Below are 14,179 nucleotides of genomic sequence, written 5' to 3' on the forward strand. Positions count from 1 at the left end.
CTGGTCCGTCGTCCTGCGTACTGACCCAACTGTTCAGCGCCACGCGCTCGGTCTTGTTCGAACGGGGCTACTCGAGACCAATGTGGGACCTGGTTCGCATTCGCCATCGCCCACGGATGCGCGGTTCGAACTCAGGGCCGTGGCGTTCGCTGGAGGAAGCTCACGCTCCGAAACGGCTGTCCGGGGCCATGCTCATAGTGATTACGGCGAATCGGTGCATCGACGGTGTCGAACGCCGCCGGGTCAGGGGCTTCCATCACCGACCCGGATGGTCACGGCGGGACAGACTCGCAGTAATCACTATCAATCGTTCGACTCCACGCGCGGCAGCGCAATCACGGGCCGGTCGGCCTTCGTCACCAGCTTCAGCGAGCGGTCGCCCGAGAGGAACTGCACGATGCGGTTGCCGCCGCGGGAGCGGTAGGCGATGGCGCTGGCGTCGACCTCCTCGGCGACCTCGAAAATTGCGGTGACGACGTCCCGGGCGTAGGCGGTGTGTTCCTGCGCATCGGGGAAGACCGACTGGACGGCCGCATAGGACCCCGCTGCCACTTTCTCGGACTGCTCGGCCGGCGTTTTGTCCGGCACGCCGCCACCCTTCTCGACGACGTGCACAGCGGTCACGTCGTCGGGGCCGTACGGTTCGAGCGCCGCCGCCGTCGCTCGGGCGTCCACCTCGTTGGCAACAGGCAAGAGCACATGCTCGAGCAGCGGCTGGCTCTCATCGCTGTCGCTGGGTTCCATACGAACGGGTTACAGTTGCGTTGCTATGAAACTGTCCGATAGACTGGGGGCCCCACCCTCCGGACGGTACAGGTCTTTAGTCACAGGTGAGCCTCCTCTCGATACGAGACCTTGTCCTGCCTACCAAACCGTGTGCCCCACGATCTTCTGTCTCGTGCGGCCCAACGCAGACCAGACGACCGAGGACAAACAGGGCCGCGACAAGCAGATACCCGACCCGGAGCAACGACAGTCGAGACGGGAACAGAACGCCCATCGTGAGCGCGAGAACGAGACCGAACCGGTTGGCCACACCGAGCGGAACAAGAACACTGCTCGCGGCCCACGACGACCTCGCGACAGCGGTCAGACCTGCTCGAGCGCCACCGAGGCTCCAGGCGAAGTTGAACACGTCGAGCGCCTCGACGAACGCCCAGGCCTCACGCCGTCGCCGGCGATTCGAAGGAACCCACGTCGGCCTGCGACTGCGGCTTTGCGAACCGCTGTCCGGGATGCGTTCTCCCCTGGCTGGCCCATCGGCAGGGTGGACTGGGCGAACAGGGAACTCAGCTACCCGCCGGTCTCGCCGTCGCTGTTTTCCCCATCGCCCTCGCCGTCACCACTCTCGTCATCACCGCTCTCCGCGTCGCCGTTTTCCCCGTCCGCTGGGACCACCAGTTCGCTCTCGTCTCGGACAGCCAGGCTCAGCAGCGGATCGCCCTCGTAGGCGACGCCGCCCTCCATCCGGCCGACGACGTAGCCGTCGTGTTCTGCCTTGACTGTGGTTTTCACGGCCCCCAGCGGCGTGACGATCTCCGCGACCGGCGTCCCAGGCTCGACCACGTCGCCCGCGTCGACGAGATGCCGGACGATTCCGGGGGTCTCCGTCCGGGGACCGCGGTGGCGTCGGACCGGGAACTGGACTGGTTCCTCGGGGGCTGCCTCGTTTGGTTCCGGCTCTCCGGAGAGCATCCCCAGCGAGCGCATCACGTTGCGGACGCCCGTGACGCCCGCCCGGCGGTTCAGCTCGTCGACGACGCTGTGGCTCCCGAGTTCGGGGGTGAACGCCGGAATTCCTTCGAGGTCACGCAGCGCAGGCGAAAGCGCGCGGTTCAGGCCCAGTTCCTCGTACTCCTCCTGGGCGTACTGATTGACGACGGGAACGCCGAACGCCTGGACCATGTCCTCGAGTTCGTCGGCCACCCCCTGCGCCGCTTCCTCATCGCGGCGATCGCCGTAGGGGACCCGGCCGCGGATGAGGAACGGTCTGGAGCCGATGCCGGCGGTGTGGAGGTTGACCGCGGCGTCGGCCGTCTCGACGATCTCGTCGTAGAGCCGGCGGTTGATGCGCTCCTGGATCTCCGGCGGGCGGGCGCGCTCCTCGGGTTTGTGCTCGCCGTCCGGGAAGTAGCGATTCGGGTCATCGTCGCCGTAGTAGGAGGTTCGGGCGTTGCGCCGGAGCCCCGCCGGGTTGAGGTTCGGCATGACGACGAGCGTGCCCGAAAGCTCCTCTGGGAGCGAGTCGGTGAGCAGGTCCTGAGCGACAGCCATCCCCGTGATTTCGTCGCCGTGAACCGAGGCCGTCACCCAGAGCGTCGGTCCCGCTTCCTCACCCTGGGCGATACAGACCGGCAAGCGCTCCTCGGTGCCGGTCGGAAGTTCAGTCACGGTGAGATGCCCCCTCGATAGCTCGCCCCGCGTCGCGCTCGCGGTTCCGAGTTCCATGGGGCCGTTCCGTACGGGGGGAGCAAAGGCCCACCGGCGACGGACGCTCTCGCCGGTGTCTCGGCGGTCCGTCGTCGACGCCGGCCTCGAGACTCCGCCCGAGGCTGGCCGCGACAGCGGATTCGCACTCCGCCACAGCACTCACTACACCGAAGACCGCAGTTAGCTCGACACGGAGTCGCGGGTCCAGCCGGGGTCCGTCCCGGTTCGCTCGATATGATCGGACCGGCAGGCCGGACAGTAGTCGGGAACCTCGGATTCGCCTCGGGGAACGTACACCGCGCCGGAACAGCTCACACACGCATCAGCAACGATCGTCGTACAGTCAGCACAGACGTTGAAGTCGTCGACCGTGAGTTCACGCAGGGGTTCGAGTTGTTTATCCAAGAGATACTCGTTGATTACCGCCTGACAGTTTTGACACGGTTTCATCACGATGCCTTTTGAGGCACGTGACCAATACACAAAGAGCTTCGCCCGTCGGCACGGCGGCGACGTATTCCCGGGACTGCGCGCTGACATCCGTCGCAGCTTCTCACCCGTGCGAGCTGAGCGCGTAACTCTTTAGAGGCGAACCCTCGATAGTCTGATGTCATGTCGAACCTCACCACGCACCTGCGTGACGCAGTCGAGGCGCATCCGGACCGGCCCGCAGTCGCGTTCAACGGACAGGCGACCGCCTACGGCCAGCTCTGGGCCCGTACCGGCCAGTTCGCCGCCGGACTGAACGAACGCGACATCGGTGAGGGTGACCCGGTTGCCGTCTACCTCCCGAACCTCCCGCAGTTCGTCACCGCGTTCCACGGGACGCTGCGCGCGGGGGGCGTGGTGGTTCCGATGAACCCGCAGTACAAATCCCGCGAAATCCGCCACCTGCTGGACGATAGCGGGGCGAAGGCGGTTGTCACTCTCCCCGACCTCGTCCCGTTTGTGGACGAGGTTCGCGAAGAGACCGACGTGGAACACGTCGTCACCGTCGGCGAGGCGACGGAGGGTTCGACGGCGTTCGAGGCGTTCCTCGGTGATGCTGAACCAGCGGTCGTCGCCCGCGACGAGGATGACCTCGCGGTCCAACCGTACACGAGCGGGACGACAGGTCAGCCCAAGGGCGTCCGGCTGACCCACCGAAACCTCGCCTCGAACGCCCTCACCGCAGCCGACCTGGTGCCCGAGGGAACCAACCCAGCGGACAAACAGCTCGGGGTGCTTCCGTTATTCCATATCTACGGGATGACGGTCGTGATGAACGCGACGCTGTTCAACGGGGCCGCCTACTACCCGCTTCCGGCGTGGGACGCCCAGGAAGCCGTCTCGCTCATCGAGACCGAGAAGCTGACGCTGATGCACGGCGTCCCGGCGATGTACAACGACATCGTCAACCAGCCCGACGCCGAGGAGTTCAACCTCTCCTCGCTCCGCATGGCCGGGGTGGGCGGCTCGGGCATCCCCGCGGAGGTGCTTCGGCGCTTCGAAGAGCTCTACGACACCACGGTCTACGAGGGGTACGGGCTCACCGAAACCAGCCCGGTCACCCACTTCAACACCGAGGAGCGGGGCCGACGAGTCGGAAGTATCGGGAAGCCGATTCCTGACGTCGACGCGAAAGTCGTCGACGAGGAGTTCACCGAGGTGCCGCCTGTCGAACGCGGACCGGTGGACGACGAGGCGGAACTCGACGACATCACCGGCGAAGTCGTCGTCGCCGGTCCCTGTGTGATGGCTGGCTACGCCGGATTACCGGAGGCCAACGAGGCGGCGTTCACCGAACGAGACGGGAAGCGCTGGTTCCACACGGGGGATCTGGGCTATCACGACGAGGACGGCTTCTTCTACGTCGTCGACCGGGAGGACCACACGATCAACACTGCCGGCTACAACGTCTACCCCCGAGAGGTCGAGGAACTGCTGTTCGAACTCGACGGCGTCGCCGACGCGGCCGTCGTGGGTATCCCCGACGAACGCCGCGGGGAGACGGTGAAAGCGTTCGTCGTCTCCACGCCGGACACTGACCTCACGGCCGACGAGGTCCGGGAGTTCTGTCTGGAGCGATTGGCGGAGTACAAACACCCGCGTGAGGTGGCGTTCGTCGACGAACTCCCGCGGACGACGACCGGGAAGGTCCAGAAGTTCGAGCTTCACGAACAGTAGGCTCGACGGCGTCCTCGGGGGCGACCGCCCCACGAGGGAATCTTCGAGTTCCCCGCGGAGCATACGGGACTCAGGGAGAGTTTGCCGCCACCAGGTGCAGAACAGAGGGAAGACGAGGGGAACTGCGACCGCTTACGATTGGTTCTCGAGGCGCGCTCGCCGCTCCTCGAACTCCTCGTCCGAGAGTTCCCCGCGTGCGTATCGCGTCCGAAGCGTCGCGAGCGCATCATCGGAGTCGGTTTGCGCCGTCCCGGACGCGCCGCCGCGGTCGAGGGCGGCGACGACGAGCAGGCCAACGACCACCAGGATGAGTAGCGTCCAGAGCAGCGGCCACCAGCCGAACCCGCCCATTCCGCCCCTTCCACCCATCCCACTCCCCTGTGCTGTGACAACGCCGACGAACGGCATCACTACAAGCGCTGTCAGCACGCCTCGGAGTATCGCAGAAGGCTGTCGGTGGGTCATGGTGGGTCTTGCGGTGGTTACGCGGAAGGGGTCGGCGTCGCTTCAGGCGCCACGTCGAGTGAATCGAGGTACTCCTCAGCGTCGAGTGCGGCCATGCTCCCGGTTCCAGCCGAGGTGATCGCCTGTCGGTATTCGGGGTCGGCGACGTCGCCGGCGGCGAAGACGGCGTCGACTGTCGTCCGTGCCGTCAGCCGCCCGGCCTCGTCAGCCTGTGGGACGATGTAGTCGTCCTCGTCGCGCTGGACGCCGGTGTTGTCCAGGAACGCCGTGTTCGGCGTGTGGCCGACGGCGTAGAACACGCCGCCGACGTCCACGGTCTCGGTCTCGACATCGACGTCGGCGGCCGCCTTCTCCCGCGGATAGCCGTCGGGATGCGAGACGAGAGTCGTGCTGCTGACACCGTCTTCCTGCGAGCCGTGAATGGCCTGCAGTTCCGTGTTCCAGCGGAAGGTGACATCGTCGTGCTCGCGAGCCCGCTCGGCCATGATCTCGGAGGCCCGAAGCTCGTCGCGGCGGTGAACGACCGTCACGGAGTCGGCGAACTTTGCGAGAAAGAGCGCCTCCTCCATCGCGCTGTCCCCGCCGCCGATGACGAGCACGTCGTCGCCGCGGTGGAACGCACCGTCACACGTCGCGCATGTCGAGAGGCCGTAGCCCATCAACTCCGCTTCGTTCTCGGCGCCGACCCAGCGTGCACTCGCACCCGTCGCCACGACGAGTGCGCGTGTGCGGACGGTATCACCGGTCGACAGGTCGAGGGCGATTGGCCGACTGTCGGTCCTCGCCGACACGATGCTGCCGTGTTCGAACGTCGCACCGAACTGCTCGGCCTGCTCCCTACCGCGCTGGATCAGCTCCATCCCGCCGACGCCGTCGGGGAAGCCGAGATAGTTCTCGACATCGGTCGTCAGCGTGAGCTGGCCACCCGGCTCGTCACCCTCGAGGACGAGCGGGTCCAGATCGGCCCGGGCAGCGTACACCGCTGCCGAGAGACCAGCGACACCTGAGCCGGCGATGACGAGATCCAGCACCTCGTCAGTCATTTATTCCGTATACTGCTCGACGAGCATGCGCAGCTGGTCCTCGCCCTGGACCCCGACGATCTCCTCGACCTGTTCGCCGTCAGCGAACAGGACGAGCGTCGGGACGCCACGAACGCCGTAGGCGCTTGCCAGCTGCTGGTTGGCGTCGACGTCGACCTTCGCCACTGCGGCGTCAGTCTCCGCAGCGAGCGACTTGACGATCGGTTCGAGCATCTTACACGGACCACACCAGTCGGCGTAGAAGTCCGTGAGGACGACGTCGTTCTCGGTAACGACCTCCTTCAGGTTGGCTTGTCCGTCGACGAAAATCGGCTCGGTTGGTGCGTCAGCGTCAGTTGCTGATTCAGTTGCCATCACCAGTATGTAGGGAGTAGTGGTAATTAAGAGTTTTGGGAGTCTCATGCAATACTACGTCGCAGACCCTCCCCGGTAGCTGCCGCCGAGCTATCCGTCTGAGACGTTCCGGAGCAAAATCAGGCCAGGACCGGCGCCGGGCGGGGAAGCAGACAGCAGGTAGAGCATATTGAACCGCCGAAACGGCCCTATCCTTCGACAGACGCCGTGGTCGGTTCGCCCTGCTCGTACTTCGTCTCGAACTCCTGGATGAGCTGACCCATCTTCGCGTACCAGTCGTTCAGAAGCCGCTGCATATCGTCTGCGATCTTCGAGGGGTCGGTCGGCGAGTACACGTGGTAGTATCCGCCCTGATCGTAGTTGATCTGGTCTTTCTTGATGAACCCCGTCTGGAGCAGACGCTGCACGGACCGGTACGCCGTCGAGCGCTCGCGGTCGACCGCTTCCGCGAGCTCGTCGACGGTCATGGGCTGCTCGGCGTTCACGAGCATCCGGAAACACTCCTTATCGAGCTCTTTGAGCCCGTGGAAACACTCGAGCAGCCCCTCACAGGTCATGTCCTGTCGAAGCTGTTCGGACATCGAATCTACCATTAGTATCACTCACAGGTATGAACTGCCTCGTTAAAAGACTTGTGTAGAGATTGCACAATCATACTCACGAACCGCTGAGGTCCTCGTTTCGCGCGACGAAGCGGGGTGTGGCGTCGGGCTAGTCCGCGACAGTTGCCGCCGCCGGTTGCTCCGCCCGGAGCGCCTGAATCGAACTCACCACGACGGCGCCGGCGACCAGCGCCGCGGCGCCGACGATGATGACGAGCGACACGGTCTGGAGGACTGGAATATCCAGGAAGTTGCCGACTTTGCGAATCGCGACGGCGATCGCACCGAGCAGCAACATCACGCCGAAGTACACCTTGATCTCGTCCTCGTTGACGAGACTCGTCGCCGCGGCACCGAGGCGTGCACCGAGCGCACTCCCGGCGAGCAGCGGCACGACGATGGAGAGCTCCACCGCGCCGTCCATGGCGTAGAGGAAGCTCCCGATCCCGCCCGAGAACACGATCTCGAAGAGGTCAGTCCCGACCGCGATCGGAACCGGGACGCCGATGAGGTAGAACAGCGCGGGCATCCGGATGAAGCCGCCACCGACGCCGAGGAAGCCGGAGAGCAGCCCGGTCGCGAACGCGACACCAAGAATCAGCCACAGCGAGACCCTGATGCCGCCACGGAGGCGCATCATCGGGGGGATGTTGTACGACTGGATCTTCTTCGCGATATCCGGGATCGCGTCCGGGTCGATCTCCGCGTCCGCTTCGGCTTCGTGACTGATGCCACCACTATCGTCACTGCCCTTCATCGCGGTGTAGGTGACGAACGCACCGATCCCCCCGAGCAGGCCGACGTAGATGACGCTCACGACGGTGTCGGCGAGCCCGATATCCTGGAGGTAGTGGAGTCCGATCTTTCCGACCTCGATCCCACCGGTCGTCCCTGCGATCATGAGGACCCCGAGTTTGTAGTCGACCTGGCCGAGGTCCCGGTGTTTCAGCGTCGCGATAACCGAGGTCGCGAACACGAAGGCGAGCCCTGAGGCGACCGCGACGTCAGTATCGTACCCCATCACCATCAGTGCGGGGGTGACGAGGAACGAGCCACCCATCCCGAAGAAGCCGAAGAGGAGCCCGATGAGGACCCCGAACCCGGCAAATAGTGAGAGCAGCATTACGCTGACGCCGAACAGTTCCATCGTCATTTCCCTCTCACGATCTTGACAAGCTTCGCGCCGAGGAGCTGCTCGAGCGCTCCGTATCCCACGTACAGGAGCATCGCTTCGAGCAGCACGATCCCCATTACGAGTCCCGCTCCGGTCAGCCCGGTCGCGTTTTCAACACCGAACATCGATTATCTCTTCTCGCAGTATTGTGTAGTTCATGGAATCGTACTCGCTACCGTCTAACCGACTACAGTACTTAACGGTTATGGGATTATGATACAATACTATCTGGGGCGGTCGTCCATACGTTATAGCGAACACACGGACAGCGGGGTGAGCCACCGCTGCTACAGAACGAGCGTCGCGACGACGAACGCGAGTAGGAAGGCAAGGACGAACGAGCCGAACCACGCTGCGATGGTGATGCCGATCTTCCGGAAACTGATCGCCTCGAGTCCACCGACGGCAGCGCCACTCCCGATGATCGCACTCACCACGATCTCGTTGAAGGAGACCGGGACGCCAAGGAGAACGGCGAGCTGGGCGATCAGGAACGACGGCACGAGGGCGGCGATGGACCGTCGCGGGCCGAGCGAGGAGTAATCCCGGGCGAGAGACTTGATCATCCGTGGGGCGCCCGTCCACGATCCGATGAGCATCCCGAACCCACCACCGACGAGGACGGCGAGCGTCGAGACCATCGGCATCTCGTCGAGCAGCGGGAGCAGTGGTCCGACGGCGAGACCCACCTGACTCCCGCCAGCGGAGAACGCAACAAGTGAGCCGAGAGAGAGCAGGACGCGGCGAAGTCCGCCAACCGTATCGCGGCGGATGTCGACCGACACGACTCCCGCGACGACGGCCGCACCGAGTACCGAAACCAGCAGCCCGATTGGCTGACCGACTCCGGTTAGCTGCTGGGCGGTGCCCGCCAGTGACCCGCCGCCGTCGTCGCCGAGAAACGCGAATTCGACGTTCAGCATCACCGCGCCGACCAGCCCGGCCAGGGCGGCGACGCTGAGGCGCTCGGGGACGTCGGCCCGTGGGAGAACTGTCGCGATGGCGTACGCGATCCCGCCACCGACGAACGGCGTGAACAGCCAGACGGCACCGATCTGTAGATACTTCGGCCAGACCGGCTCGCCGCCGAGAGCCAACCCGACGCCGATCACCGACCCGGTGACGGTGAACGCGGTCGCGACCGGATAGCCGGTCTTGATGCCGACCGCCATGAGCCCGGCGCCGATGAGGAGCACCGCGATCACGCCCGTCGGCGGCAGGCTCACACCGCCGACGAGTCCGCTCCCGATCGCTTCAGAGACGTTGGCTCCTTGGGTGACTGCGCCGACGAACCCGAGAATCCCGACGACGAACGCGGCACGCATCGTCGAAATCTCGTTGGCGCCGACGGCTGGCGCGAACGGGGTCGCGCCGCTGGAACCGGCGCCGATGACCCAGGCCATGAACAGACTCGAGAGCCCGGCGACGACAAAGAGGGCGATCAGAGCGGGATCCATTGGAAAAATAGCGGTCAGTCCGAACCGGGCGCCACGTCAGCGTCGGCGGCAGGACTGCTCCTGTCGGCATCGCCAGCGCGACTCCGCCAGTAGCCCTGGAGGTAGGCGCCGATGAACATCCCCGCGAGCGCCCACAGGATCGTGACGTTCCCGATCCCGAGGCTCGCGTAAGCGGCACCGGGACAGATGCCCGAGAGGCCCCAGCCGACGCCGAAGAGGCTGCCGCCGATCACGACGTTCCTGTCGAACGATTTCAGTCTGCGCTCGAAGCTATCACCTGTCAGGGGCGCGCCCCCGAGCAGCCGTGGCGCAAGGAAGAACGCCACACCCGTGACCGTGGCACCACCGAACATCACGAACAGCAGGCCGAGGTCCTCGAACTGGAGGAAGCTCAGCACAACCTCCGGTCGGGCCATCTGACTGTAGGCGAGCCCGAAGCCGAAGACCAGGCCACCGAGCAGTATCAACGGCATGAACGCGGGATGGCGGTCAGACACTTACGGACTCACCCCGAGTGCAGCGACGAGTTGTGCGGTTGCGATCGCGACGAGCAGGAACGTGGCCACGCCGGCAATCGACGTCTTCGACGCCGAACCGACGCCACAGACGCCATGACCGGACGTACAGCCCTTTCCGACGCGCGTGCCGACGCCGACGAAGACCCCGCCGACGAGCAGGCGCCACGGCTGGACGTCGGTCGTCCACGCACTCGCCTGGAGCGCCCAGGGTTCACCCTGGAAGATGAACGCATAGACGGAGGCACCCAGTATGATACCCAGGGTGAACACGAACCGCCAGTCACGGGATCTAACGTACTGCTGGAAGCGCGACTGCCCCGAGACGTACGAGAGCGTCGACTCGAGGAACGTACTCGCGCCGGCGCTGATACCGGTCCCGAGGTAGATGATCGTTGCACCCAGCCCAACCAGAAGGCCCCCGATAGCATAGCGGCTGATCCCGTTCGGGAACAGCTCGGCGGCCGTCTGGAGGACGAGCGGATCACTCACCATCGACGATATTAGTCATCCGCGAGCGATTCCTGACTCGCCGCACAGTTGTTCGGCCCGAGCTCGAGCGTGAACGCCTCGTCGTCGTCGACGGCGTTCTGCCCGAGGTTCGTCGCGATGATGTCCTCGTAGTTGGCCGGCCGGGGCGGCATATCCGAGAGGATCAGCTCGACGAACGCGTCCTCGTCCGTCGTGAGCGCGTCCATCTCCGTGACCAGTTCGCCGACCGTCGCGGTGTAGGTGCCGTCGTCGGCGGGTTCGGCCGCGCCGCTGAAGTGCGCGCCACCGATGAGCGTGTCGTCGGGCAGCGTCAGGACGCGTTCCTGGAGCGATTCGTAGAGCATGCGCGCCGCGTCAGGAGCGCCTTCGTCGCCCTCCTCCAGGTCCGGACGCGCGACGCTCTCGATGAACAGCCCGTCGCCGGTCGCGAGCAGGCTGTCGTCGACGAGATACGACGTCATCCCGGTCGTGTGGCCGGGCGTGTAGACGGTCTCGATCGTGGCGTCGCCGACCTCGAAGGTGTCGCCGTCGGCCGCTGTCGTCACCTCGTCGGCGTAGGTGACACCGCGGTCGACCGACGCCTCGGGGATGACGCCCTCGACACCTTCCTCCTCGAGCGTGCGGATGCCCGAGATGTGGTCTGCGTGGATGTGCGTGTCGAGCGCGTAGGTGAGTTCGACGCCGAGCTCCTCGGCGTCTGCGAGATAGCGGTCACTGAACGCACGGAGCGGGTCGATGATGGCGGCCTCGTCGTCGTCGTAGACGAAGTAGCCGAGACAACCCGACGACGGACGCTGGTACTGCAGGAGCGTTCCGGCGCCGTCGTAGCCGCTGATCTCGACGGATTCGTAGATGCTCGCCCAGCCGTTCATCCCCTCCTCGAGATGGTTGACCTCGTAGCCGAGCTCTTTCAGCGATCCGGCGACGTACTCGCTCGCGCCACCTTTCGCACAGAGCACGGTCACCTCGTGGTCCGCGGGGATACGGTCGAGAACGTCGTCGTCGATCTCCTCGTCGAGGAACTCGAAGTACGGAATGTTGATCGATTCAACGTTCTCGCCCTCGATGCGCCATTCCTCGTAGTCGCTACTCATTCGCGTGTCGAGGAGCGTGACATCCTCACCGGTGTCGATGCGGTCTTTCAGCGTTTCCGGAGTGATCGATTCGACTGGCACATCCGGGGTCGGATATTCATCGGCGTCCATATTGTGCATTAGGGTATACCGGATGGACATATAAAAGAGTTCGCATAGAATTCCGTATATCATGCAATACCACACCCCATAGCGAACTGGCGTCAGATGGGGCTATCCGGCTGCGTTGTACACGATATAACCCGTAATTCGGGTGCAATAGAGCAATTTGGGGAGCACCCAGGAACCAACATTCTTTTAACGGCGTGTCCTATATTGTGGACTAGCTCCAATACAGACCAACGGAGCAGACAACACCATGAGTGCAAAATTCGATATCGCGGAGACGCTCGACGTGAAAGGCGCATCGTGTCCCATGCCAGTTGTGAAGACAAAGACCACTATCGACGAACTCGCGGCCGGCGAGGTTCTGGAAGTGCTGGCGACGGACTCGGGAAGCATGAGCGACATCGACGGGTGGGCCGCCGGCACCGAGGGCGTCGAGCTCCTCACCCAGGAGGAGGACGGCGACGTGTACAAACACTACGTCCGGAAGACCGAATGAGCGCGGACACGCCCGGATCCGCAGACGCGCCCTCGCGCGCGGAGCTCGCTGCCCGCATCGACGAACTCGAGACCGCGCTGAGCGAGGCCACGACCGAAGACGGCGGCAAGAAGATGTCTATCATCGCGACGAAAGGGACCCTCGATATGGCGTACCCGCCGCTGATCCTCGCCAGCACGGCGGCCGCCTTCGGCTACGAGGTGACTGTGTTCCACACGTTCTGGGGGCTGGAAATCCTCCACGAGGAGCGCGCGAAGAAGCTGAAGCTGAGTTCGGTCGGCAACCCGAACATGCCCGTCCCAAACATCGTCGGCGCGCTCCCGGGGATGGACCGCATGACGACCAAGATGATGGAGAAGAAGATCGACGACAACGACACCGCCTCCATCGAGGAGCTCCTCCAGACCAGCCTCGACATGGGCGTGGAGTTCCAGGCCTGTCAGATGACCATCGAACTGATGGGGTACGATGAAGACGACTTTTACGACGGCGTCACCACCGGCGTTGGGGCCGCGACGGCGCTGGAAGATATGGCCGACGCGGATATCCAGCTTCTCGTCTGAGCACCCGCGTTCGCTGCACGGCTCTTCGAGGGGAGCGCGTCCACTACGACCTGGCGCTGATTCGGCTCGCTGACCCGTGGGAAACCTGCTCGGATGGGCCCTCCCCCACAAACTGTGTCTCGAAGAACTTGTCGGCACCCTGACCTCGCGACTCGTTCACCACCACCAATACTGGAGTCTCACTCCGTGAACTGCCCAGTACGGCTTTCAGGTGCGGCCGTAGTTGGAGCTGCGCGGTCGAGAACAAGTTATTTCCTCCCTGCGACCACGGCTGCCCTGAGAGAGCGGAAGCCGGACGGAGAGCTGACGAGCGAACGTCTTCTCGACCCGAGATGGCCGACTCAGACCCGGTCGAAACAGAGGCCGTAGTGGTAGGGTGGGAGCTCGATCTGCCTGGCTCGGATGAACGCACCCGTGGCCTCGACGATCGCGCAGGTCTCCGAGGGCGACAGCCTGAGTTCGGTCGGTGGGCCCCGTGGCGAGTCCAGCACGGTCGTCTCCGCACGCGGCCGGTCGTGCCAGTTGACGACGAGGAACCGGCCCTCAGGCCGGAGCGTCTCCGATATCTCCTGAACGAACGCTTCAGGGTTCGCGACCCCGTGGAACGTGTTCGCGACCAGGACGGTGTCGACGTCCTCGGGGAGGGTGCCCGCAAGCGCTCTCGCGTCACCGTGGACCGTGACGACGTTGTCGATTCCGTGCATATCTGCGAGCAGTTGGAGTTCCTCGAGCACCGATTCGTCGAGGTCGACCGCGTACACCGGGTTCGGCTCCACAATCCGAGCCGCAGGCAGGGCGAAGTAGCCGTTGCCTGAGCCGACTTCGGCGAGCGTCCCCCCCGGCCCGATACCCAGGCGGCGAAGCGTCTCACCGGGTGTCGGCCAGAGCCGACCCCACCATCCCCAGTCAGGCTGCCCCGTGTTCTGAAACCGGTCCATCGCTACCGGACGTCACAGCTATCGACACCCAGAATCCGGTAGACGAGACACGACCGCATCATCGCCGTCACGATGAGGACGACCCCGACCAGAACTGCGAAGACGCCGACGGTCGGTCCGAGGCTCAGTATTCCGGCGGCACCGGCGAGTCCAACAGCCGCCAGTAGCGCGCCCGCGGCTAATCTCACGGTCCGGTCCGTCGCCCCAATATTGACGTTCATACCCAATACTACAGGCAGTTTCGTGTTAACGTTCCCGATATGCCTCTCGGCGACGAGCCAC

Annotated in this window: 18 protein-coding genes; 3 read left to right on the top strand and 15 right to left on the bottom strand. The window is 64.6% G+C overall.

Annotated features, from left to right (window positions below; genetic code table 11):
* Window positions 1-303: 303 nt before the first annotated feature.
* The 3 genes from V5A38_RS07355 to V5A38_RS07365 all read right to left on the bottom strand — a co-directional run bounded on the left by V5A38_RS07355 (window position 304) and on the right by V5A38_RS07365 (window position 2,880).
* Window positions 304-744 carry a universal stress protein gene (locus V5A38_RS07355; protein ID WP_332325108.1) on the bottom strand — a complete coding sequence of 147 codons (441 nt, stop codon included), beginning with the start codon at window positions 742-744 and terminating at the stop codon, window positions 304-306.
* Between the two features lie 549 nt (window positions 745-1,293).
* The gene (locus tag V5A38_RS07360; protein WP_332325109.1) at window positions 1,294-2,448 is read right to left on the bottom strand and encodes a succinylglutamate desuccinylase/aspartoacylase family protein; all 1,155 of its coding nucleotides are present in this window, start codon (window positions 2,446-2,448) and stop codon (window positions 1,294-1,296) included.
* Between the two features lie 162 nt (window positions 2,449-2,610).
* On the bottom strand, window positions 2,611-2,880 hold the full coding sequence (locus V5A38_RS07365; protein WP_332325110.1) for a hypothetical protein: 270 nt from the start codon (window positions 2,878-2,880) through the stop codon (window positions 2,611-2,613).
* 162 nt (window positions 2,881-3,042) lie between these two features.
* Here V5A38_RS07365 and V5A38_RS07370 point away from each other — a divergent pair, with 162 nt between their 5' ends.
* Window positions 3,043-4,596: a long-chain fatty acid--CoA ligase gene (locus tag V5A38_RS07370; protein ID WP_332325111.1), complete on the top strand. Its 1,554-nt coding sequence runs from the start codon at window positions 3,043-3,045 to the stop codon at window positions 4,594-4,596.
* A 132-nt stretch (window positions 4,597-4,728) separates the two neighbouring features.
* Here the strand turns inward: V5A38_RS07370 and V5A38_RS07375 are convergent, their stop codons facing one another.
* From V5A38_RS07375 to V5A38_RS07420, 10 genes are all read right to left on the bottom strand, one after another.
* On the bottom strand, window positions 4,729-5,061 hold the full coding sequence (locus V5A38_RS07375; protein ID WP_332325112.1) for an SHOCT domain-containing protein: 333 nt from the start codon (window positions 5,059-5,061) through the stop codon (window positions 4,729-4,731).
* A 17-nt stretch (window positions 5,062-5,078) separates the two neighbouring features.
* Window positions 5,079-6,104, bottom strand: a complete 1,026-nt coding sequence (locus V5A38_RS07380) for an FAD-dependent oxidoreductase (protein ID WP_332325113.1) — start codon at window positions 6,102-6,104, stop codon at window positions 5,079-5,081.
* Window positions 6,105-6,458: a thioredoxin gene (trxA, locus tag V5A38_RS07385; RefSeq protein WP_332325114.1), complete on the bottom strand. Its 354-nt coding sequence runs from the start codon at window positions 6,456-6,458 to the stop codon at window positions 6,105-6,107.
* A gap of 188 nt (window positions 6,459-6,646) precedes the next feature.
* Entirely contained in the window at window positions 6,647-7,051 is a 405-nt protein-coding gene (locus tag V5A38_RS07390) for a helix-turn-helix domain-containing protein (RefSeq protein ID WP_332325115.1), read from the bottom strand.
* Window positions 7,052-7,169: 118 nt separating this feature from the next.
* A complete protein-coding gene (locus tag V5A38_RS07395) occupies window positions 7,170-8,207 on the bottom strand; it encodes a sulfite exporter TauE/SafE family protein (RefSeq protein WP_332325116.1) in 1,038 nt (345 codons plus the stop codon).
* A 2-nt stretch (window positions 8,208-8,209) separates the two neighbouring features.
* Window positions 8,210-8,359 carry a hypothetical protein gene (locus tag V5A38_RS07400; RefSeq protein ID WP_332325117.1) on the bottom strand — a complete coding sequence of 50 codons (150 nt, stop codon included), beginning with the start codon at window positions 8,357-8,359 and terminating at the stop codon, window positions 8,210-8,212.
* 162 nt (window positions 8,360-8,521) lie between these two features.
* Window positions 8,522-9,691: an inorganic phosphate transporter gene (locus V5A38_RS07405; RefSeq protein ID WP_332325118.1), complete on the bottom strand. Its 1,170-nt coding sequence runs from the start codon at window positions 9,689-9,691 to the stop codon at window positions 8,522-8,524.
* 14 nt (window positions 9,692-9,705) lie between these two features.
* Window positions 9,706-10,188, bottom strand: coding sequence for a YeeE/YedE family protein (locus V5A38_RS07410; protein ID WP_332325119.1), 483 nt, complete (start codon window positions 10,186-10,188; stop codon window positions 9,706-9,708).
* The gene (locus tag V5A38_RS07415; protein ID WP_332325120.1) at window positions 10,189-10,701 is read right to left on the bottom strand and encodes a YeeE/YedE thiosulfate transporter family protein; all 513 of its coding nucleotides are present in this window, start codon (window positions 10,699-10,701) and stop codon (window positions 10,189-10,191) included. It lies immediately after the preceding gene.
* An 8-nt stretch (window positions 10,702-10,709) separates the two neighbouring features.
* The gene (locus V5A38_RS07420) at window positions 10,710-11,903 is read right to left on the bottom strand and encodes an MBL fold metallo-hydrolase (protein WP_332325141.1); all 1,194 of its coding nucleotides are present in this window, start codon (window positions 11,901-11,903) and stop codon (window positions 10,710-10,712) included.
* A gap of 247 nt (window positions 11,904-12,150) precedes the next feature.
* On the opposite strand from V5A38_RS07420, the gene V5A38_RS07425 reads away from it, so the two are divergent.
* Window positions 12,151-12,396, top strand: coding sequence for a sulfurtransferase TusA family protein (locus tag V5A38_RS07425; RefSeq protein WP_332325121.1), 246 nt, complete (start codon window positions 12,151-12,153; stop codon window positions 12,394-12,396).
* Window positions 12,393-12,959 carry a DsrE/DsrF/DrsH-like family protein gene (locus V5A38_RS07430; RefSeq protein ID WP_332325122.1) on the top strand — a complete coding sequence of 189 codons (567 nt, stop codon included), beginning with the start codon at window positions 12,393-12,395 and terminating at the stop codon, window positions 12,957-12,959. Before V5A38_RS07425 ends, V5A38_RS07430 begins: the two co-directional genes overlap by 4 nt.
* A 341-nt stretch (window positions 12,960-13,300) precedes the next feature.
* Here V5A38_RS07430 and V5A38_RS07435 read toward each other — a convergent pair whose 3' ends face one another.
* Window positions 13,301-13,897: a class I SAM-dependent methyltransferase gene (locus V5A38_RS07435; protein ID WP_332325123.1), complete on the bottom strand. Its 597-nt coding sequence runs from the start codon at window positions 13,895-13,897 to the stop codon at window positions 13,301-13,303.
* 2 nt (window positions 13,898-13,899) lie between these two features.
* Window positions 13,900-14,118 (bottom strand): DUF2892 domain-containing protein, encoded by a 219-nt coding sequence (locus V5A38_RS07440; protein WP_332325124.1) that lies wholly within the window; start codon window positions 14,116-14,118, stop codon window positions 13,900-13,902.
* Window positions 14,119-14,179: the final 61 nt, after the last annotated feature.

Origin of the sequence: Halolamina sp. (genome assembly GCF_036626355.1) — an archaeon.
Lineage (GTDB): Archaea > Halobacteriota > Halobacteria > Halobacteriales > Haloferacaceae > Halolamina.

What these genes read in the sequence shown, in the direction of transcription:
- V5A38_RS07355 (WP_332325108.1), bottom strand. Translation starts at nt 744, where the DNA reads ATGGAACCCAGCGACAGCGATGAGAGCCAGCCGCTGCTCGAGCATGTG.
- V5A38_RS07360 (WP_332325109.1), bottom strand. Translation starts at nt 2,448, where the DNA reads ATGGAACTCGGAACCGCGAGCGCGACGCGGGGCGAGCTATCGAGGGGG.
- V5A38_RS07365 (WP_332325110.1), bottom strand. Translation starts at nt 2,880, where the DNA reads ATGAAACCGTGTCAAAACTGTCAGGCGGTAATCAACGAGTATCTCTTG.
- V5A38_RS07370 (WP_332325111.1), top strand. Translation starts at nt 3,043, where the DNA reads ATGTCGAACCTCACCACGCACCTGCGTGACGCAGTCGAGGCGCATCCG.
- V5A38_RS07375 (WP_332325112.1), bottom strand. Translation starts at nt 5,061, where the DNA reads ATGACCCACCGACAGCCTTCTGCGATACTCCGAGGCGTGCTGACAGCG.
- V5A38_RS07380 (WP_332325113.1), bottom strand. Translation starts at nt 6,104, where the DNA reads ATGACTGACGAGGTGCTGGATCTCGTCATCGCCGGCTCAGGTGTCGCT.
- trxA (WP_332325114.1), bottom strand. Translation starts at nt 6,458, where the DNA reads ATGGCAACTGAATCAGCAACTGACGCTGACGCACCAACCGAGCCGATT.
- V5A38_RS07390 (WP_332325115.1), bottom strand. Translation starts at nt 7,051, where the DNA reads ATGGTAGATTCGATGTCCGAACAGCTTCGACAGGACATGACCTGTGAG.
- V5A38_RS07395 (WP_332325116.1), bottom strand. Translation starts at nt 8,207, where the DNA reads ATGGAACTGTTCGGCGTCAGCGTAATGCTGCTCTCACTATTTGCCGGG.
- V5A38_RS07400 (WP_332325117.1), bottom strand. Translation starts at nt 8,359, where the DNA reads ATGTTCGGTGTTGAAAACGCGACCGGGCTGACCGGAGCGGGACTCGTA.
- V5A38_RS07405 (WP_332325118.1), bottom strand. Translation starts at nt 9,691, where the DNA reads ATGGATCCCGCTCTGATCGCCCTCTTTGTCGTCGCCGGGCTCTCGAGT.
- V5A38_RS07415 (WP_332325120.1), bottom strand. Translation starts at nt 10,701, where the DNA reads ATGGTGAGTGATCCGCTCGTCCTCCAGACGGCCGCCGAGCTGTTCCCG.
- V5A38_RS07420 (WP_332325141.1), bottom strand. Translation starts at nt 11,903, where the DNA reads ATGGACGCCGATGAATATCCGACCCCGGATGTGCCAGTCGAATCGATC.
- V5A38_RS07425 (WP_332325121.1), top strand. Translation starts at nt 12,151, where the DNA reads ATGAGTGCAAAATTCGATATCGCGGAGACGCTCGACGTGAAAGGCGCA.
- V5A38_RS07430 (WP_332325122.1), top strand. Translation starts at nt 12,393, where the DNA reads ATGAGCGCGGACACGCCCGGATCCGCAGACGCGCCCTCGCGCGCGGAG.
- V5A38_RS07435 (WP_332325123.1), bottom strand. Translation starts at nt 13,897, where the DNA reads ATGGACCGGTTTCAGAACACGGGGCAGCCTGACTGGGGATGGTGGGGT.
- V5A38_RS07440 (WP_332325124.1), bottom strand. Translation starts at nt 14,118, where the DNA reads ATGAACGTCAATATTGGGGCGACGGACCGGACCGTGAGATTAGCCGCG.